Annotated in this window: 24 protein-coding genes; 18 read left to right on the forward strand and 6 right to left on the reverse strand. The window is 69.1% G+C overall.

Annotated features, from left to right (window positions below; all coding sequences use genetic code 11):
• Positions 1 to 89 precede the first annotated feature (89 nt).
• From EZ313_RS00700 to EZ313_RS00720, 5 genes are read left to right on the forward strand one after another with little or no spacing between them, the layout of a single operon-like run.
• Positions 90 to 542 (forward strand): SRPBCC family protein, encoded by a 453-nt coding sequence (locus EZ313_RS00700; protein WP_135261312.1) that lies wholly within the window; start codon positions 90 to 92, stop codon positions 540 to 542.
• Between the two features lie 25 nt (positions 543 to 567).
• Positions 568 to 963: a VOC family protein gene (locus tag EZ313_RS00705; RefSeq protein WP_135261313.1), complete on the forward strand. Its 396-nt coding sequence runs from the start codon at positions 568 to 570 to the stop codon at positions 961 to 963.
• A gap of 14 nt (positions 964 to 977) precedes the next feature.
• Complete coding sequence (locus EZ313_RS00710; RefSeq protein WP_135261314.1) at positions 978 to 1,400, forward strand: YciI family protein; 423 nt, start codon at positions 978 to 980, stop codon at positions 1,398 to 1,400.
• 19 nt (positions 1,401 to 1,419) lie between these two features.
• Positions 1,420 to 1,833 (forward strand): VOC family protein, encoded by a 414-nt coding sequence (locus EZ313_RS00715; RefSeq protein ID WP_135261315.1) that lies wholly within the window; start codon positions 1,420 to 1,422, stop codon positions 1,831 to 1,833.
• A gap of 10 nt (positions 1,834 to 1,843) precedes the next feature.
• Entirely contained in the window at positions 1,844 to 3,112 is a 1,269-nt protein-coding gene (locus EZ313_RS00720) for an RNA polymerase sigma factor (RefSeq protein WP_135261316.1), read from the forward strand.
• A 13-nt stretch (positions 3,113 to 3,125) separates the two neighbouring features.
• On the opposite strand, the gene EZ313_RS23135 is transcribed toward EZ313_RS00720, so the two are convergent.
• The gene (locus tag EZ313_RS23135) at positions 3,126 to 3,392 is read right to left on the reverse strand and encodes an H-NS family nucleoid-associated regulatory protein (RefSeq protein ID WP_167772454.1); all 267 of its coding nucleotides are present in this window, start codon (positions 3,390 to 3,392) and stop codon (positions 3,126 to 3,128) included.
• A gap of 115 nt (positions 3,393 to 3,507) precedes the next feature.
• On the opposite strand from EZ313_RS23135, the gene EZ313_RS00730 reads away from it, so the two are divergent.
• Positions 3,508 to 3,993 carry a thioesterase family protein gene (locus tag EZ313_RS00730; protein ID WP_135261318.1) on the forward strand — a complete coding sequence of 162 codons (486 nt, stop codon included), beginning with the start codon at positions 3,508 to 3,510 and terminating at the stop codon, positions 3,991 to 3,993.
• A 5-nt stretch (positions 3,994 to 3,998) separates the two neighbouring features.
• Here EZ313_RS00730 and EZ313_RS00735 read toward each other — a convergent pair whose 3' ends face one another.
• Together EZ313_RS00735 and EZ313_RS00740 are read right to left on the reverse strand one after the other, a co-directional pair.
• On the reverse strand, positions 3,999 to 5,096 hold the full coding sequence (locus EZ313_RS00735; RefSeq protein ID WP_135261319.1) for an AI-2E family transporter: 1,098 nt from the start codon (positions 5,094 to 5,096) through the stop codon (positions 3,999 to 4,001).
• Positions 5,097 to 5,165: 69 nt separating this feature from the next.
• Positions 5,166 to 5,528 (reverse strand): acyl-CoA thioesterase, encoded by a 363-nt coding sequence (locus EZ313_RS00740; RefSeq protein WP_240788602.1) that lies wholly within the window; start codon positions 5,526 to 5,528, stop codon positions 5,166 to 5,168.
• A gap of 112 nt (positions 5,529 to 5,640) precedes the next feature.
• Between EZ313_RS00740 and EZ313_RS00745 the strand changes: the two genes are divergently transcribed.
• Positions 5,641 to 7,482, forward strand: coding sequence for an ABCB family ABC transporter ATP-binding protein/permease (locus EZ313_RS00745; RefSeq protein WP_135261320.1), 1,842 nt, complete (start codon positions 5,641 to 5,643; stop codon positions 7,480 to 7,482).
• Positions 7,483 to 7,606: 124 nt separating this feature from the next.
• On the forward strand, positions 7,607 to 7,816 hold the full coding sequence (locus tag EZ313_RS00750) for a hypothetical protein (RefSeq protein WP_135261321.1): 210 nt from the start codon (positions 7,607 to 7,609) through the stop codon (positions 7,814 to 7,816).
• 16 nt (positions 7,817 to 7,832) lie between these two features.
• Here the strand turns inward: EZ313_RS00750 and EZ313_RS00755 are convergent, their stop codons facing one another.
• Positions 7,833 to 8,156, reverse strand: a complete 324-nt coding sequence (locus tag EZ313_RS00755; RefSeq protein WP_135261322.1) for a hypothetical protein — start codon at positions 8,154 to 8,156, stop codon at positions 7,833 to 7,835.
• A 61-nt stretch (positions 8,157 to 8,217) separates the two neighbouring features.
• Between EZ313_RS00755 and EZ313_RS00760 the strand changes: the two genes are divergently transcribed.
• From EZ313_RS00760 to EZ313_RS00770, 3 genes are all read left to right on the forward strand, one after another.
• The gene (locus EZ313_RS00760) at positions 8,218 to 8,622 is read left to right on the forward strand and encodes a group II truncated hemoglobin (protein WP_135261323.1); all 405 of its coding nucleotides are present in this window, start codon (positions 8,218 to 8,220) and stop codon (positions 8,620 to 8,622) included.
• A 91-nt stretch (positions 8,623 to 8,713) separates the two neighbouring features.
• Positions 8,714 to 9,307 (forward strand): LemA family protein, encoded by a 594-nt coding sequence (locus EZ313_RS00765; RefSeq protein ID WP_135261324.1) that lies wholly within the window; start codon positions 8,714 to 8,716, stop codon positions 9,305 to 9,307.
• A 6-nt stretch (positions 9,308 to 9,313) separates the two neighbouring features.
• A complete protein-coding gene (locus EZ313_RS00770) occupies positions 9,314 to 10,309 on the forward strand; it encodes a M48 family metalloprotease (protein ID WP_135261325.1) in 996 nt (331 codons plus the stop codon).
• A gap of 15 nt (positions 10,310 to 10,324) precedes the next feature.
• On the opposite strand, the gene EZ313_RS00775 is transcribed toward EZ313_RS00770, so the two are convergent.
• Together EZ313_RS00775 and radC are read right to left on the reverse strand one after the other, a co-directional pair.
• A complete protein-coding gene (locus EZ313_RS00775; RefSeq protein ID WP_135261326.1) occupies positions 10,325 to 10,972 on the reverse strand; it encodes a Smr/MutS family protein in 648 nt (215 codons plus the stop codon).
• A gap of 198 nt (positions 10,973 to 11,170) precedes the next feature.
• Positions 11,171 to 11,848 carry a RadC family protein gene (gene radC, locus EZ313_RS00780; RefSeq protein ID WP_135261327.1) on the reverse strand — a complete coding sequence of 226 codons (678 nt, stop codon included), beginning with the start codon at positions 11,846 to 11,848 and terminating at the stop codon, positions 11,171 to 11,173.
• Between the two features lie 79 nt (positions 11,849 to 11,927).
• Here radC and EZ313_RS00785 point away from each other — a divergent pair, with 79 nt between their 5' ends.
• From EZ313_RS00785 to EZ313_RS00815, 7 genes are all read left to right on the forward strand, one after another.
• On the forward strand, positions 11,928 to 12,404 hold the full coding sequence (locus EZ313_RS00785; RefSeq protein WP_420849273.1) for an FKBP-type peptidyl-prolyl cis-trans isomerase: 477 nt from the start codon (positions 11,928 to 11,930) through the stop codon (positions 12,402 to 12,404).
• Positions 12,401 to 13,336: a 4-hydroxy-3-methylbut-2-enyl diphosphate reductase gene (gene ispH, locus EZ313_RS00790; RefSeq protein WP_135261329.1), complete on the forward strand. Its 936-nt coding sequence runs from the start codon at positions 12,401 to 12,403 to the stop codon at positions 13,334 to 13,336. Before EZ313_RS00785 ends, ispH begins: the two co-directional genes overlap by 4 nt.
• The gene (locus EZ313_RS00795) at positions 13,333 to 14,274 is read left to right on the forward strand and encodes a threonine/serine dehydratase (RefSeq protein WP_135261330.1); all 942 of its coding nucleotides are present in this window, start codon (positions 13,333 to 13,335) and stop codon (positions 14,272 to 14,274) included. Before ispH ends, EZ313_RS00795 begins: the two co-directional genes overlap by 4 nt.
• Positions 14,275 to 14,277: 3 nt before the next feature.
• The gene (locus tag EZ313_RS00800; RefSeq protein WP_135261331.1) at positions 14,278 to 14,679 is read left to right on the forward strand and encodes a hypothetical protein; all 402 of its coding nucleotides are present in this window, start codon (positions 14,278 to 14,280) and stop codon (positions 14,677 to 14,679) included.
• A gap of 7 nt (positions 14,680 to 14,686) precedes the next feature.
• Positions 14,687 to 15,148 carry a metallophosphoesterase family protein gene (locus EZ313_RS00805; RefSeq protein ID WP_135261332.1) on the forward strand — a complete coding sequence of 154 codons (462 nt, stop codon included), beginning with the start codon at positions 14,687 to 14,689 and terminating at the stop codon, positions 15,146 to 15,148.
• Positions 15,149 to 15,202: 54 nt separating this feature from the next.
• Positions 15,203 to 16,135 (forward strand): LysR family transcriptional regulator, encoded by a 933-nt coding sequence (locus tag EZ313_RS00810; RefSeq protein ID WP_135261333.1) that lies wholly within the window; start codon positions 15,203 to 15,205, stop codon positions 16,133 to 16,135.
• A gap of 125 nt (positions 16,136 to 16,260) precedes the next feature.
• Entirely contained in the window at positions 16,261 to 17,688 is a 1,428-nt protein-coding gene (locus EZ313_RS00815) for an aspartate ammonia-lyase (protein ID WP_135261334.1), read from the forward strand.
• Positions 17,689 to 17,770 lie beyond the last annotated feature (82 nt).

A 17,770-nucleotide genomic window follows, 5' to 3' on the forward strand; every position in this document is an offset into this window, starting at 1 on the left:
CGGTCCGCTCCTTCGTCGTGCTATCGAGGGCGCAATCAGCGCCCCCGCGAGAAAGCTGCGTTCGGTTGAACACCGGAAAGGAGTACGTGATGAAGAAGACGCTGCACTTCCCCATCCGCATCGACGCCCCGCGCGAGCGGGTCTGGTCCGTGATGCTGGACCCCGACACCTTCAACCAGTGGACCGAGCCGTTCTGCGAGGGCTCGTACTACGAGGGTGGCTGGAACAAGGGCGACCGCATCCGGTTCCTCACGCCCAGCGGCGAAGGCATGGTGTCCGAGATCGTCGAGAGCCGTCCGTATGAGTTCGTCTCGATCCGCCACCTGGGCGAGATCAAGGACGGCGTCGAGGACACGACGAGCGAGAAGGTCCGGGCCTGGGCGCCGGCCTACGAGAACTACACCTACGAAGCGGCCGCGGGCGGCGGCACGCAGCTGCGGGTGGATGTCGACGTCCTGCCCGACTACGAACAGTTCATGCAGGACACCTTCCCGAAGGCGCTGGCGCGGCTGAAGGAGCTGTGCGAGCGCGTCAATGCCTGATCACCCGCACTGAAAGGAGATCGCCATGGACCCCGTCGTGCACTTCGAACTCCCCTGCGACGACCGCGAGCGGCTGGCCCGCTTCTTCGAGCGCGCATTCGGCTGGAAGGCGCAGATGTTCGGCCCCGAGATGGGCAACTACGTGGTCGTGACCACGGCCGAGCAGGACGCGCGGCCCGATGCGCCGCGAGGCGCGATCAACGGCGGCTTCTTCACGCGCACCGCGGAGATGCCGGCGCAGTTCCCCGGCATCGTCATCGCCGTGCGCGACATCCGCGACTCGATGCGCAAGGTCGGCGAGGCGGGCGGGCAGGTGCTCGGCGAGCCGATGGACATTCCGGGCGTGGGCGCCTATGTGGCCTTCCTGGACACCGAGGGAAACCGCTCCAGCATGCTGCAACCGCTGCCGATGGGCCGCTGAAGGAGGGCAGGGCGATGCGATTCATGATCATGGTCCGCGCGAACGCCGACACGGAAGCCGGCCGCTTCCCGCCCGACGTCGACAAGCTGATGGCGGACATGGCGGCATATCACGAGGAGCTGGCCCAGGCCGGCGTGCTGCTGGACGGCAGCGGCCTGCAGCCTTCCAGCGAAGGCTTTCGCGTCCGCTGGGACGGCGCGCGCCAGAAGGTGATCGACGGCCCGTATGCCGAAAGCAAGGAGCTGATTGCCGGCTACACGCTGATCCAGGTGCGCAACCGCGAGGAGGCGCTGGAATGGGCGCGCCGCTTCCCCAACCCGATGGGCGAGGGCCGTCCCGCCGAGATCGAGGTGCGGCCGCTGTACGAGATGGAGCACTTCGAGCAGAAGGGCATCCACGGCGCCGAGCGGTTCCGCAAGCTCGGCACGTTCGAATGAGAGAAAAGGAGAGCACCCGATGGCACGCAAGATCTTCGTCAACCTGCCCGTGCGCGACCTGGAGCGCTCCAAGGCCTTCTTCGCCGCGCTGGGCTTCTCGTTCAACCCGCAGTTCACCAACGACAAGGGGGCGTGCATGGTGGTGAGCGAGGACATCTACGCCATGCTGCTGGTGGAGCCGTTCTTCCAGACCTTCACCAAGAAGCCCGTGGCGAATGCGCGCGAAACCACCGAGGTGCTGGTGTGCCTGAGCTGCGACAGCCGCGAGGAGGTGGACGATCTCGTTCGCAAGGCGCTGGCCGGGGGCGGCGCGGCGCCCAACGCGCCACAGGACCACGGCTTCATGTACGCGCACGGCTTCGAGGATCCGGACGGCCACGTGTGGGAGCTGGTGTGGATGAATCCGTCGGCAACGCCGGCGCAGCAGGGCTGACCGCGCGCCGATGCACTCGCAGGTCCACCAGACCATCGCCGCCGTCTGGCGCATCGAGTCGGCCAAGGTGGTGGCCACAGTCGCGCGCATGGTGCGCGACGTCGCCATCGCGGAGGAACTGGCGCAGGAAGCGCTGGTCTCCGCACTCGAGCGCTGGCCCCTCGACGGCCTGCCGGACAAGCCCGGCGCCTGGCTCATGGCCGCGGCCAAGAACCGGGCGCTGGACCACCTGCGCCACGTGCAGATGCAGCAGCGCAAGCACGAGGAGCTCGGCCGCGACCTCGAGGCGCAGGAAGCGCTGATCGTGCCGGACTTCACCGAAGCGCTCGACGCGGCCCGGCAGGACGAGATCGGCGACGACCTGCTGCGCCTGATGTTCACCGCCTGCCATCCGGTGCTGCCGACGGAGGCACGGGTGGCCCTCACCCTCAAGCTGCTGGGCGGGCTGACCACGCACGAGATCGCGCGCGCCTTCCTCGTGCCCGAGCCCACCATCGCCCAGCGCATCGTGCGCGCCAAGCAGAAGCTGCGCGACGCGAAGGTGCCTTTCGAGGCGCCGCGCGGCGAGGAACTGCAGCAGCGCCTGGCGTCGGTGCTGGAAGTGGTCTACCTGGTGTTCAACGAGGGCTACACCGCCACCGCGGGGGAAGACTGGATGCGGCCCGCGCTGACCGATGAAGCGCTGCGCCTGGGCCGCATGCTGGCGGAGCTGGCGCCGCAGGAGCCGGAGGTGCACGGCCTGGCCGCGCTGATGGAACTGCAGGCGTCGCGCATGAAGTCGCGCACCGATTCGCAAGGGCGCCCGATCCTGCTGGCCGACCAGGACCGCTCGCGCTGGGACCGGCTGCTGATCCGCCGCGGGCTGGCCGCGTTGGCGCGGGCCGAAGCCCTTGCGCCGCAGCGCGGGCCCTACACGCTGCAGGCCGCCATCGCCGCGTGCCATGCGCGCGCGGCCACCGCCGACGCCACCGACTGGAAGCGCATCGCGGCGCTGTACGGTGAGCTGGCGCAGGTCGCGCCCTCGCCCGTGGTGGAGCTCAACCGCGCGGTGGCTGTGGGCATGGCGGATGGCCCGGCTCAGGGGTTGGCGATCGTCGAGCGGCTGCTGGAGGACAAGTCACTGCGCCAGTACCACTGGCTGCCGAGCGTGCAGGGCGACTTGCTGGAGAAGCTGGGGCGGCGCGAAGAGGCGCGCGAGGCGTTCCTGCGCGCGGCCGACCTGGCGGGGAATGCGAGGGAGAAGACGCTGCTGATGGCGCGGGCGGCGGGATTGATGTAAGTCAAACAAGGCCTCAGATCTTTGGCCCGGCCAGCGGCCGCTCCGTATACCGCGACTTGCGCTTCTTCTTCTTGGCCGGCGCGGGAGCAGGGGGCGGCGGAGGCGTGGCGGCCTTCTCGACCTTCTTGCGGAATCCGAGGTCCTCCTCCGTCAGGCCGTAGAACGCGATGGCGTCCTTGATCCGCGCGATGACGACCTCGACCTCCCTGCGGCGCACCTCTTCGGCCTGCTGCTTGAGCTGTTCGATCTCCTCCAGCATCTGGCTGTAGGTCTTCTTCACGGGTCCATCCTTTCCGCCGGCGCCGCCGGGCCGCTGCTGCGGCAGTATGGCCCGGCAACGCGGGCGCCCGCGTCGGACAGCTTCCACGGTCGAGTCCGTGCGGGACAATGGCGGCATGACGCGCAACTCCCTGTCCGCCTTCGCCGGGTTCGAACCCGAGTTCGTGGAAGGCCTGAAGGCCATCTTCGAGGAGCGCATCGCCTTCAACCGCGTGCTCGGGTTGAAGATCACGCGCTTGGAGCCCGATCACGTGGAAGGCCGCATCGCCATGAAGAAGGACCTGGTCGGCCACTTCCTGCACAACCGCCTGCACGGCGGCGCGGTGGCGGCGGGGCTGGACGCGATGGGTGGGCTGGCCTGCATGGCGGCGATCGGCTCGCGCCACATGGACGAGCCCCCGCTCGCGCGGCTGCACCGCTTCGCGAAGCTGGGCACCATCGACCTGCGCATCGATTACCTGCGTCCGGCGATCGGCGAGCACTTCGATCTGCGCGGCGAAGTGCTGCGGTTGGGTTCGCGTGTCGCGTCCACCCGCATGGAATTCTTCGACGCGCAGGGCAAGCTGCTGTGCACCGGCTCCGCGGCCTACATCGTCTCCTGAGCGGATCAGCCCGGTGAATCCGGCGTCTGCTGGCGCACCTCGGTCAGCAGGTTCCAGCTGACCAGGAACATGGCGGCGATCACCGGGCCGATGACGAAGCCGTTCAGGCCGAAGAGGCTGATGCCGCCGACCGTGGCCACGAGCACCAGGTAGTCCGGCATGCGCGTGTCGCGGCCCACCAGGATGGGCCGCAGCACGTTGTCCACCAGGCCGATCACCAGCACGCCCCACAACGTGAGCCCCACGCCGCCCACTAGTTCGCCGGTGAACATCAGGTAGAGCGCCACCGGCCCCCAGACCAGCGCCGCGCCCACCGCCGGCAGCAGGGACAGCAGCGCCATCAGCGCGCCCCACAGCATCGGGCCGGGAATCTCCAGGTACCAGAACGCGATGGCGCCGAGCGCGCCTTGCACCAGCGCGACGACCACGTTGCCCTTGACGGTGGCGCGCACGACGGCGACGAACTGCGTCAGCATCTTGCGCGTCTGCTCCGGCTGCAGCGGCACCGATCGCTCGATCCTGTTGGTCAACGCGGTGCCGTCCCGCAGCAGGAAGAACAACACGTAGAGCATGATGAAGAAGGACACGAAGAAGTCCAGCGTCACCTGGCCGATGCCGACCAGGCCGCTGGTGATCGCCTGGCTGCTGCGCTGCAGGAGCTCGCCGGCTCGCCGCAGGATGGCGGGCATGTCCTCCAGGCCAAACCGCTGCAGCACCCCCTGGGCCCACACGGGCAGCGAGTCCATCACCCGCTGCAGCGACTGGCCGGGTTGCAGCTCGCCGGTCTTGATCTTCTGGTAGACGACGGAAGCCTGCTCCACCACCGACGCGCTGACCAGGGACATCGGCAGGATCACGATCAGCACGATCGTCAGAAGCGTGAGGAAGGCCGCGAGCGACTGCCGCCTGGTCACCCGCCGGCGCACGCGCTGGTGCATCGGCCAGAACACGATGGCCAGGAACAGCGCCCAGAGCACCGCACCGGTCAGCGGCCACAGCACCAGCAGGAAGGCGGCGGAAAAGCCCACCACCAGCCAGATCAGCGTCTTGTGCTCCAGCGAAGGCGAGCGGAGCGGATCGGGCGGCTGGCGCGGGTCGGTCATGCGGCTGAGATTAGCACCCGATGTGCCGGCGGGTTGTCGGCGGGCGGCGCGTCCGCGCGTCTGCGAGGTTCAGGCCTGCTTCGGAACGGGCCGCGGCTTGCCCTGGTCGTCGATCGCGACGTAGGTGAGCGAAGCCTCTGTCACCTTGACGAACTGGCCCTGCGCGCGGAAGCGCTCGGCATAGACCTCGACCTGCACCGTGATCGACGTGCGGCCGATGCGCGTCACGCTGGCATAGAAGGACAGGATGTCGCCCACGCGCACCGGCTGCTTGAAGATGAACTGGTTGACCGCGACCGTGGCCATGCGACCCTGCACGTGGCGCGCCGGGATCACCGAGCCGGCCAGGTCGACCTGGGCCATGACCCAGCCGCCGAAGATGTCGCCGTTGCCGTTGGTGTCGGCGGGCATCGGGATCACCTTGAGGACCAGTTCCTTGTCGCTCGGCGGGGTGGCGCGGCCGAGCGCGGAAGCGGCCTGCTCGGCGCTGGGATTCGGGGACGTGGGCACAATCTCTCCTCGCAAACCGCCTGGATTGTCCCCGATGCGCCGCTTTGGCGAAGCCACCTCATCCTCCTACGTTCCCTCCGCCGCGCAGCCGGCCCCCCCGAAGCAGGGCGCCGACTGGGCCACGCTGAAGCGCCTGCTGCCCTACCTGTGGGAGTACAAGTGGCGTGTCGTCGCGGCGCTGGCCTTCATGGTGGGCGCCAAGCTGGCCAACGTGGGGGTGCCGGTGCTGCTCAAGCACCTGGTGGACGCCATGAGTTTCAAGCCGGGCGACGCGGCCGCGGTGCTGGTCGTGCCCATGGGGCTGCTGGTGGCCTACGGGCTGCTGCGGCTGTCGACGTCGCTCTTCACCGAACTGCGCGAGCTGGTGTTCGCCAAGGCCACGCAGGGCGCTGCGCGCAGCATCGCGCTGCAGACCTTCGAGCACCTGCACTCGCTGTCGCTGCGTTTCCACCTGGAACGCCAGACCGGCGGCATGACGCGCGACATCGAGCGCGGCGTGCGCGGCATCGAATCGCTGATCTCCTATTCGCTCTACAGCATCGTGCCCACGCTGATCGAGGTGACGCTGGTGCTGGGCATCCTGGCGGTGCGCTTCGACGCCTGGTTCGCGTGGATCACGTTGACTGCGCTCGCGATCTACATCGTCTACACGGTGAGCGTGACCGAGTGGCGCACCAAGTTCCGCAAGGAAGCCAACGAGTTCGATTCGGCCGCGCACACCAAGGCCATCGACTCGCTGCTCAACTACGAGACGGTCAAGTACTTCAACAACGAAGGGTTCGAGGCGCGCCGCTACGACGAGAGCCTGGAGCGCCTGCGCCGCGCCCGCCTGAAATCGCAGACCACGCTGTCCATGCTCAACACGGGGCAGCAGCTGATCATCGCCATCGGCCTGGTGGCCATGCTGTGGCGCGCCACGCAGGGCGTGGTGGAAGGCCGGATGACGCTGGGCGACCTGGTCATGATCAACGCCTTCATGATCCAGCTGTACATCCCGCTCAATTTCTTGGGCGTGCTGTACCGCGAGATCAAGCAGAGCCTCACGGACCTGGACAAGATGTTCGCGCTGATGGAGCGGGAGCGCGAGGTGGCCGACAAGCCCGGCGCGCTGGCGCTGGCGCTCGGGCCGGGCGACGCCACGGTGCGCTTCGAGCACGTCACCTTCGCCTACGAACCGGCCCGCGTGATCCTGCATGACGTGAGCCTGGAGATCCCGGCCGGCAAGACGGTCGCGGTGGTGGGTCCTTCGGGCTCGGGCAAGTCGACGCTGGCGCGATTGCTCTATCGCTTCTACGACGTCCAGCAGGGCCGAATCAGCATCGCGGGCCAGGACATCCGCGAGGTCACGCAGGCCAGCGTGCGCCGCGCCATCGGCATCGTTCCGCAGGACACGGTGCTGTTCAACGACACCGTCGAATACAACATCGCCTACGGCCGCCCGGGCGCGAGCCGGGCCGAGGTGGAGGAGGCCGCGCGCGCCGCCCGCATCCACTCCTTCATCGAGAGCACGCCCCGGGGGTACCAGACCATGGTGGGCGAGCGCGGGCTGAAGCTCTCGGGCGGCGAGAAGCAGCGCGTGGCGATCGCGCGCACCCTGCTGAAGGACCCGCCGATCCTGATTTTCGACGAGGCCACTTCGGCGCTGGACTCGGCCAACGAGCGCGCTATCCAGGCTGAGCTCAAGAGCGCCGCGCAGAACAAGACCACGCTGCTGATCGCGCACCGGCTCTCCACCGTGATCGACGCGCACGAGATCCTGGTGATGGACGCCGGCCGGATCATCGAGCGCGGCACGCACCAGCAGCTGCTGGCGCGCGGCGGCCGGTATGCGCAGATGTGGCAACTTCAGCAGCAGAGCGGCGAAGACGCGGCCTAGACGGCCGCGCCGGAAAACGCCCGCCGACTTCTGTTACACGCCGTTCGAAACGACGGCGCCCGCCTGATGGCGCGACCGGCGCATCATGGCCGCTCCGCGAGCGATCGCATCACCGGAGCGCGCCATGAAGATGAAATCCGCCAGGAAAGCCGCCAAGGAATCTTCCGCCAGCAGCGGCGATCGCGGCCGCGCGGCCAGCGGCAGCAAGACGGCGAGCAGCGCCAAGCCGGCCCGCCGGCAGTCGGAAAAGGCTGCCGCGAACAAGGCCAGCGACGTGCGGGCGTCGGCCGGCGGAACGTCCGAAAAGAGCCCGGGCGGCAAGCAGCGCAGCTGATCGCTGCGCCTGGCGATCAGGCCGTCGGCGTGTCCTTGCGCGCGGCGGCCGCGATGGCCGCGCGCGCCGCCTGTTCGGCGCGCACCCCCGCTTCCAGCGGCGAGCGGCACAGGCCGGCGTACTCGTACTGCAGGTTCTCGTAGAGCTCGGCGAATTCCGGCACCGCGGCCAGCAGCGCCTCGAGCCCCGCGTCGTGCGGGTGGCCCAGCAGTTCGTCCTTCAGGTGCTCGATGACGGACCGGTACTGGTCGGCATCGACAGGCACGCTGCTGCGCTCCATCCTCGCGAGGATCTGCACCAGCGTGACCAGGTTGCGGCGGGTGGTCATCGGGGTGTTCATGCCCTGGTAGCTATGGCCCTACGGCGCGATTGCAAGTGGGCCGCGGGCGACAATCCAGCTCATGCAGATCCAGGAAAAAGCACCGCACGCCACCCCTTTCGAGTGGATCGGCGGGGAGGAGAAGGTCCGCGCGCTGGTGGACCGGTTCTATGACCTGATGGACCTCGAGCCGGGCTACGACGCCCTGCGCGGCACGCACGGCAGCACGCTGGACAACGCGCGGCAGCGGCTGTTCTGGTTCCTGTGCGGCTGGCTCGGCGGACCGCAGTACTACACCGACCGCTTCGGCCATCCGCGCCTGCGCGCGCGGCACCTGCCGTTTTCCATTGGCATCAGGGAGCGCGACCAGTGGCTGGCCTGCATGGACCAGGCCATGGGTGAAGTCGGCGTCGACGAGGCGCTGCGCGCGCGACTGCGCACGTCTTTCTTCCAGACCGCCGACTGGATGCGCAACGTCGGCGGCTGACGCGCGGGAGCGACGCCCGGCGCAGGCCTCGCTTGTGCGCCTGGCTCATCCACTCAAATAATGTCCGCGTCGCTGGCTTCGGGAGGGACGCATGACGACGGCGGGCTGGATCATGGTGGCGATCGCCGCGGGCATCGTCATGTGGGCCGTGGCGGCCTACAACGGCCTGGTGGAGCGGCGCAACCGCATCAGGAACGCCTTCGGGCAGATCGACGTCCAGCTCAAGCGGCGCTACGACCTCGTGCCCAACCTGGTGGAGGTGGCGCGCAAGTACATGGCGCATGAAGCCGCCACGCTGGAGGCGGTGGTCCGCGCGCGGGGCACGGCGCTTGGCGCCGCCGCGGACGCGCGGGCGCGGCCCGCGAACCCCGCCGTCGTGGCGGCGCTCGCCCACGCGGAGCAGGCGCTGGGCGGCAGCCTCGGGCGGCTGCTGGCGGTCGCCGAGGCCTATCCCGAGCTGAAGGCCAACAAGACCATGCTCTCCCTGAGCGAAGAGCTGGTGAGCACGGAAAACCGCATCGGCTTCGCGCGCCAGGCCTACAACGACGAAGTGCTCGAGTACAACGACGCCGCCATCCGCTTCCCGGACGTGGTCGTGGCCCGGCTGTTCGGTTTCGACGAAGCCGGCATGTTGCAGTCCACCCAGAGCGAGCAGGAGCGGCAGGCGCCGCGCGTCGCGTTCTAGCGCACCGTGCGCTTCTTCGAGCTGCAGGACAGCGCGCGGGCCGGGTCGCTGCGGCTGGTGCTGCTGTTCATGCTCGCGGTGGCGGGCACGGTGGTGGGTGTCCATGCCGCGCTCGCTGCGATCTTCCGGGCGCTGGACTGGATCGCGCTTTTCTCGCTGGCCCGGCCGCCCGGCTTCGCGGCCATCAACGTCGGCGTCACGCTGCTGCTGGTGCTGGGCGGCTGGTGGATCGAGACGTCCAACCTGCGCGCGCGCGGCGGGGCCGAGCGGCTGGCGCGGCGCATCGGGGCGCGCGAGGCGCGGCCTTCGGCGTCGCAGCAGGAGCAGCGCCTGTGCAACATCGTCGATGAGGTCTGCATCGCCGCCCACATGCCCAGGCCGCAGGTGATGGTGGTGCCGCGCGCGATGACGATCAACGCCTTCGCGGCGGGCTGGGACGAGGAGGATTCCGTGCTGGCCGTCACCGAAGGCGCGCTGGACGCGCTCACCCGCGACGAACTGCAGGGCCTGGTGGCGCACGAGTGCAGCCACATCCACGAAGGCGACACCCGGCTGAACATGAAGCTGGCCGGCATGGTCACGGGCCTGGAGCTGGTCTGGCGTTTCGGTGACGCGGTGCGTGAGCGCGGTGGCCCGCTTTTGGTGGTCGGCGGCGCCGTGATGGCGATGGGTTCGTTCGGCTGGTGGGCCGGACGCTGGCTGCAGGCGGCCGTGTCACGCCAGCGCGAGTTCCTGGCGGATGCCCGCGCGGTGCAGTGGACGCGCAGCCGCGATGGCCTGGGGGGCGTGCTGCGCAAGGCGCTCACGCAACAGGCGCAGAACGTGCGCGGGCCGGCCTGGCCGGGGGCGGCGCAGCACCTGCTGCTGGTGGGGGACGCGGCAGCCCGTGGCCGCTGGCTGGACTCGCACCCGCCGCTGCAGGAAAGGATCCGCCGGCTGTACGGCCGCCCGATGCCCGGCCTGCCGCTGGCGCAGGAGCCCGCGCCGCCTCTCGCGGCCTGAGCGGTGGGGGGCCGCTCAGGCGCCCGGCCCGAGCGGCTTGAGCAGCACCACCAGCGCGCCGGCGCCGCCTTCGTCACCACGAGCCTGCACGAAGGCCAGCACTTCCTTCTTCTGCACCAGCCAGCCCTGCACCCGCGCCTTGAGCACCGGCGTGCGGCCGGGCGAGCCCAGGCCCTTGCCGTGGACCACGCGCACGCAGCGCACGCCCTGCCGGTGCGCTTCGCGGATGAACGCGGCCAGCGCCTCGCGTGCGTCCTCGCGCCGCAGGCCGTGCAGGTCGATCTCGCGCTGGATGCTCCAGTGGCCCTTGCGCAGCTTGCGGGTGACGTCCAGGCCGACGCCGGGGCGGCGGAAGCTGAGAGCGTCGTCCACGTCCAGCAGGGTGCTGGCGTCGAATTCGTCGCTGATGGATTCGAGCAGCACGCGCTGTTCGTCCAGCTGCTGCTGCACGGCGATGGGCGCCGGCGGTTCGCCCGCCAGGTGCACCCGCGGCGCGTGCCGCAGCGGCTGCACCTCGCCGGCCGCCCGAACGAACAGGCTGCGTTCCGCGTCGGCCTTCTGCTGCGCCTCCTTGCGCGCGGCCTCCTGCTGCGCGGCGAGCTTCTGCTGCTCCGCCAGCTTGCGCTGGATCTGCTGGAGGTCCTGGAGGGATCTGGCTTTCACGGCACGCGCGGCCCCGAACGGGACCGTGGGATGGGGATTCACTCCGATTAGACACCACGGCCGATCGCGAATCAGCCGTCATCCCCGCGGAGGCGGGGACCCAGTGCTTCCAATTCCCCGGACCGAAAATGGGGAGCACTGGATTCCCGCCTTCGCGGGGATGACGTCGGGGAGGAGCCCGCGCCTCGCAGCCGCGGGTCAAAGCAGCCCGCGCTGCGCCATCGACAGCGCCTCGCCCGGCGCGACGATGACGTGGTCCAGGACACGCACGTCCACCAGCGCCAGCGCCGATTTCAGTGTCTGGGTGAGCGCCTCGTCGGCGCGAGAAGGCAGCACCGTGCCGCTCGGGTGGTTGTGGGCGAGGACCACCGCGGCGGCGTCCAGCTTGAGAGCCCGCACCACCACCTCGCGCGGATACACCGATGTCTGCGTGAGCGTGCCGCGGAACATCACCTCCATCTGGATCAACCGGTTCTGCGCATCCAGGAACATCACGGCGAACAGTTCGTGCACCTGCCGCGCCAGGTGCAATTGAAGGTAATGCTTGACGGCGTCGGGCGAGCTGAACACCTCCCTCGCGCGCAACTGCTGGGCCATCGCGCGGCGCGCCAGTTCCAGCACGGCCAGCAGTTCGGCGCGCTTGGCCGGGCCACCCAGGCCCTTGATGCGCTTGAGTTCGTCGGCCCCGGCGTGCAGCAGGCCCGCGACGCCGCCGAAGCCGTCGACCAGTTCCTGCGCCAGCGCGAACACGCCTTTGCCCGCCATGCCGGTGCGAAGCAGCAGCGCGAGCAGCTCCGTGTCGGACAGCGCCGCGGGGCCGCGCGTGAGCAGCTTCTCGCGCGGGCGGGCGTCCAGCGGCAGTTCCAGCAGTGTCACGGATCAGCCTTGGAGAGCCCGCAGGTCCGGCCCGGCCGGGGCTCGCGCCCTAAAATCACGTCTCTTGGCTTCCCACTCCATGGCTTCCTCTCCGCCCCGCGTGCAGCCGGGCTCCTTCCTGACCTTGCATTACCGCCTGGCCGGGCCCGGCGGCGACATCATCAACACCTTCCAGGACAAGCCCGCGACTTTGACACTGGGCACCGGCGAACTTTCGCCGGCCGTCGAGCAGCGTCTCCTCGGGTTGGAGGAGGGCGCCCGTGCGACCTTCCAGATCCCCGCCGGCGAAGCCTTCGGCGAGCGCAACGCGGAGATGGTCCAGTGGGTCGCGCGCAAGCTGCTGCGCGAACTGGGCGACCCGGATGAGGAGTACCACGTCGGCGACGTGGTGCAGTTCCCCACGCCCGACGGCATGGGCAGCTACGCGGGCGCGGTGCAGCAGGTCGGCCGCGACGGCGATGGCGACGGCGTGGCCGACGCCGTGCTGTTCGACTTCAACCATCCGCTGGCCGGCCAGCCCGTCACGTTCGAAGTCCATGTGATCGGAGTGCTGTGAACGACCCCAAGCAGATCGTCCTGGCCGAGCCGCGCGGGTTTTGCGCCGGGGTGGACCGCGCCATCGAGATCGTGGAGCGTGCGCTCGCGAAGTTCGGCGCGCCCATCTACGTGCGGCACGAGATCGTGCACAACACCTACGTCGTCAACGACCTCAAGTCCAAGGGCGCGATCTTCATCGAGGACCTCGCCGAAGTGCCGCCCGGGTCCACGCTGGTGTTTTCGGCGCACGGCGTGAGCAAGGCGGTGCAGGAGGAGGCGCGGCAGCGCGGCTTCGAGGTATTCGATGCCACCTGCCCGCTGGTGACGAAGGTGCACGTGGAAGTGGCCAAGCTCGCCCGCGAGGGCTACGAATTCATCATGATCGGCCACAAGGGCCATCCCGAGGTCGAAGGCACGATGGGCCAGCTGGAGAGCGGCATCCACCTGGTCGAAGACGTGGCCGACGTGGCGCAGGTGCAGCCTTCGCAGACCGAGAAGCTGGCCGTGGTGACGCAGACCACGCTGTCGGTGGACGACGCGGCCGAGATCACCGCCGCCGTGCGCGCGCGCTTTCCCAGCATCCGCGAGCCCAAGCAGCAGGACATCTGCTATGCCACGCAGAACCGCCAGGATGCGGTGAAACTGCTCTCGCGCCAGGTCGACGTGGTCATCGTGGTCGGCAGCCCCACCAGCAGCAACAGCAACCGGCTCGCGGAACTGGCGCGCAAGCTGGGCGTGCCGGCCTACATGGTCGACAACGCGGGTGAACTCAAGCCGGAGTGGCTCGAGGGCAAGTCGCGCGTCGGCCTCACGGCGGGCGCATCGGCGCCCGAGCTGCTGGTCGACCAGGTGATCGACCGCGTCAAGTCGCTGGGCGCCGTCGCCGTGCAGAAGATGGATGGCGTGCAGGAGACGATGAAGTTCCCGCTGCCCAAGGGGCTGAAGCTTTGAACCGCGCGCAGATCGGCCAGGCCGCTCAGGCCTTCCGCGAGCGCTTCCCGCATTTCATCCGCCGCACGCCCCTGTGGAAGCTGCCCGGCAGCGCGCTGGGCGTGGACTGCCGCGAGGTCTGGCTCAAGCTCGAGCACCTGCAGGCCGGCGGCAGCTTCAAGGCGCGCGGCATGCTGTATCGCCTGCTGTCGAACGAGATCCCGGCCAGCGGCGTGATCGTCGCTTCCGGCGGCAACGCCGGCATCGCCACCGCGGCCGCGGCGCGCGAGCTGGGCGTCCGCTGCGAAGTGTTCGTGCCCACCGTGAGCAGTTCCGCCAAGCAGGCCAAGCTGCGCCAGCTCGGCGCGCAGGTGGTGGTCACCGGCTCCGTCTACGCCGAAGCGCTCGAAGCCTGCCTGCAGCGCCAGAAGGAAACCGGCGCTCTGCTCACGCATGCCTATGACCAGCCCGAGGTGGTGACGGGCGCCGGCACGCTGGCCTGCGAGATCGAGGAGCAGGGCGGCGCCGTGCCGGATTCGGTGCTGGTGAGCGTCGGCGGCGGCGGGCTGATCGCGGGCGTCGCGGCCTGGTTCGAGCAGCGCAGCCGGGTCGTGGCGCTGGAGCCGGAACTCGCGCCGACGCTGCATCGCGCGCGCCAGGCCGGCGAGCCGGTCGACGTCAGCGTGAGCGGCATCGCCGCCGACTCGCTCGGCGCCAAGCGCATCGGCTCGCTCGCGTGGGACATCACGCAGCGTTTCGTGCCGCAGTCGTTGCTGCTGCCGGACGAGGCCATCCGCAGTGCGCAGCTGTGGCTGTGGAAGGAAATGAAGCTGGCGCTGGAACCGGCGGCCGCGCTGCCTTTGGCGGCCCTGCACACCGGGATCTACCGTCCGGCGAAGAACGAGGTCGTGGCGCTCATCGTCTGCGGCGCCAACCTGGACCCGGCGACGCTCGCCTGACGCATGGATCTGATCACCGGCAATTTCTACGACGCCGACACGAGCGGCACCGGCTGGGTGATCGGCTTTTCCGACTGGACGCGCTTGCCCGGCTCGGACCTGCTGCACGTGCCGCAGGACGCGCCCCTGTCGGGCCTGTGCGTGAAGTGGTACGACCACCCGGACGGGCACGTGAGCCGCAGCGACAAGCAGGTGAGCGCGGGCCGCACGATGTCGATGCTGGTGACCACGGGCTCGCATTTCGAGCTGGATTTCAGCGACGAGCCGGACTTCCATCCGGACCACACGCGCACGCTGGTGATGACGCGCGCGGGCGACTACGCGGCCTGGGGCGCGGGCGTGTACCACCGCTGGCGTTGCGAGCGGCGCTCCACGATCCTCACCGTGCGCTGGAACCAGGACTGAACGCGCCATGACCCGCATCGGCCTCATTTCCGACACGCACAGCCTGCTGCGGCCGCCCGTGCTGGAGTTCCTGCGCGGCAGCGACCTGATCCTGCACGCCGGCGACATCTGCGATGCGAAGGTGCTGCAGGAGCTTGGCCAGATCGCACCGGTGAAGGCGGTGCGGGGCAACAACGACTGGGGACCGTGGGCCGACCGGCTCGAGGAAGCGGAGCTCGTCACCGTCGAGGGCGTCGGCATCTTCGTCTTGCACGACCTGGCCGACCTGCCGCGGCATGCGCGCGCACGCGCCGCGCGGGTGGTCGTGTCCGGGCATTCGCACAAGCCGGTGGTGCAGGAGCGCGAGGGTGTGCTGTTCGTCAATCCGGGCAGCGCGGGGCCGCGCCGCTTCAAGCTGCCGATCGCGGCCGGCGAGCTGCACGTCGACGGCGACCATGTGAGCGCGCGCATCACCGAGTTCCCGGCCTGACGGGGCGGGCGACAATCCCGGGCCATCAGCATCAGCGGATGGCAGTGAGGTCCCATGGAAACCAAGTGGCTGGAAGATTTCGTGAGCCTGGCCGAGACGCGCAGCTTCAGCCGCTCCGCGCAGCTGCGCCATGTCACCCAGCCGGCTTTCTCCCGCCGCATCCAGGCGCTGGAGGCCTGGGCCGGCACCGACCTGGTGGACCGCAGCTCCTATCCCACGCGGCTCACGCCCGCCGGCGAAACGCTCTACACGCAATCGCTCGAGATGCTGCAGGCGCTGCAAAGCACGCGCGCCATGCTGCGCGGCCACTCGGCCGCGGGGCAGGACGTCATCGAGTTCGCCGTACCGCACACGCTGGCCTTCACCTTCTTCCCGGCTTGGGTGTCCTCGTTGCGCGAGAAGTTCGGGCCGATCAAGAGCCGCCTGATCGCACTGAACGTCCATGACGCGGTGATGCGCCTGGTCGAAGGCGGCTGCGACGTGCTGATCGCCTACCACCACGCCTCGCAGCCCTTGCAGCTGGACGCCGAGCGCTACGAGATGGTCACGCTCGGGCAGGAAGTGCTGGCCCCGTACTGCAAGGCGGATGCCGACGGCGAGCCGCTCTTCAAGCTGCCCGGCCGCGCGAACCAGCCCTTGCCCTATCTCGGCTACGCGCCGGGGGCGTACCTGGGGCGGGTGACCGACCTCATCCTCAAGCAGTCGGCCATGGCCATCCACCTCGACCGCGTCTACGAGACGGACATGGCCGAGGGCCTGAAGGTGATGGCGCTCGAAGGCCACGGCGTCGCCTTCCTTCCGCACAGCGCGGTGAAGAAGGAACTGCGCTCGCGGCGGCTGGTGCCTGCGGCGCCGCCGGGCATGGCCGGCATGGAGCTCGCGATGGACATCCGCGCGTACCGCGAGAAGCCATCCGGTCGCGATGCTCCCAAGAGCACGGCCCAGGCCTTGTGGGCCTACCTCGTCGGGCAAGCGACTGCGTCCTGATGGGCTGGCGGGCCGCATCGGGCGGTGGTCATGAGCAATTTGCATAACCCGGCTCCCAAACAGCATTGGCGGCGGCCGGAAGCGCTGACTAAAGTTCGCGCCACTGAACCAACCACCTCCACCACATGCCGTCCGAACACCGCATCGAGCAAGACTTCCTGGGACACAAGCAGATCCCTGCCGAAGCGTACTGGGGGGTGCACACAGCGAGAGCGGTGGAGAACTTCCCGATCTCGGGGACGCCCGTTTCCGCGATGCCGGAGCTGATTCGCGCCTTCGGCTTCGTCAAGAAGGCCACGGCGAAAGCCAACCTCGAACTGGGCGTGCTGGAGTCCAAGCGCGCTTTCGCGATCATGAGCGCGTGCGAGAAGCTGATCGACGGCCAGTACCACGAGCAGTTCGTGGTGGACGTGATCCAGGGCGGCGCCGGCACCTCGACCAACATGAACGCCAACGAGGTGATCGCCAACCTGGCGCTCGAGCGCCTCGGGTTCGAGAAGGGCCGCTACGACGTGCTGCATCCCAACGACCACGTCAACGCCTCGCAGAGCACCAACGACGTCTATCCCACCGCGGTGCGCCTTGCGCTGTGGTTCGGCATCGACCGGCTGCTGGACGCGATGGCCATCCTGCGTGCCGGCTTCGAGGCGAAGGCCGAGGAGTTCAAGGACGTGCTCAAGATCGGCCGCACGCAGTTGCAGGACGCGGTGCCGATGACGCTCGGGCAGGAGTTCTCCACTTACGCGGTGATGATCGGCGAGGACGAGCAGCGCCTGCGCGAGGCGCGCGCCCTGATCCAGGAGATCAACCTCGGCGCCACCGCCATCGGCACCGGCATCAACGCGCCGCACGGCTATGCCGAGCTGGCCTGCCGGCACCTGGCCGAAGTGAGCGGCGTGCCCGTCATCAAGTCGCCCAACCTGGTCGAGGCGACGCAGGACACGGGCGCCTTCGTGCAGCTCTCGGGCGTGCTCAAGCGCGTGGCCACCAAGCTGTCCAAGACCTGCAACGACCTGCGCCTGCTGTCCAGCGGGCCGCAGGCGGGCTTCGGCGACATCAAGCTGCCGCCGCGGCAGGCCGGCTCATCCATCATGCCGGGCAAGGTCAATCCGGTGATCCCGGAGGTGATGAACCAGGTGGCCTTCGAGGTGATCGGCAACGACATGACGGTGACCATGGCCTCGGAAGCGGGCCAGCTGCAGCTCAATGCCTTCGAGCCGATCATGGGCTGGAGCCTGCACAAGAGCATCCTGCACCTGGCGAACGCCTGCCTCACGCTGCAGGCCCACTGCGTGTCGGGCATCGAGGCCAACCACGAGCTGCTGGCGCGCCGCGTGCGGGAGTCGGTCACGCTGGTCACGGCGCTGAATCCGATCATCGGCTACGAGAAGGCGGCTCTGATCGCCAAGACGGCGATCGCGAGCGGCGCGCCCATCGTCGACGTCGCGCACACGCTGGGCATCATGACGCGCGAGCAGATGCAGGCGCTGCTGGTGCCGGAAAAGCTGACGCAGCCCTTGCGGCTCGAAGCCATCGGTGGGAAAGCGGCATGAAGCCTGCTTTTGAGAACGACCCGACGGTGGCTTCGAAGGACATACAGGGTAATCCCCGAACGCCGAGTCTCTAGAATTTCGT

The organism is Ramlibacter henchirensis (assembly GCF_004682015.1).
GTDB classification, from domain to species: Bacteria; Pseudomonadota; Gammaproteobacteria; order Burkholderiales; family Burkholderiaceae_C; genus Ramlibacter; species Ramlibacter henchirensis.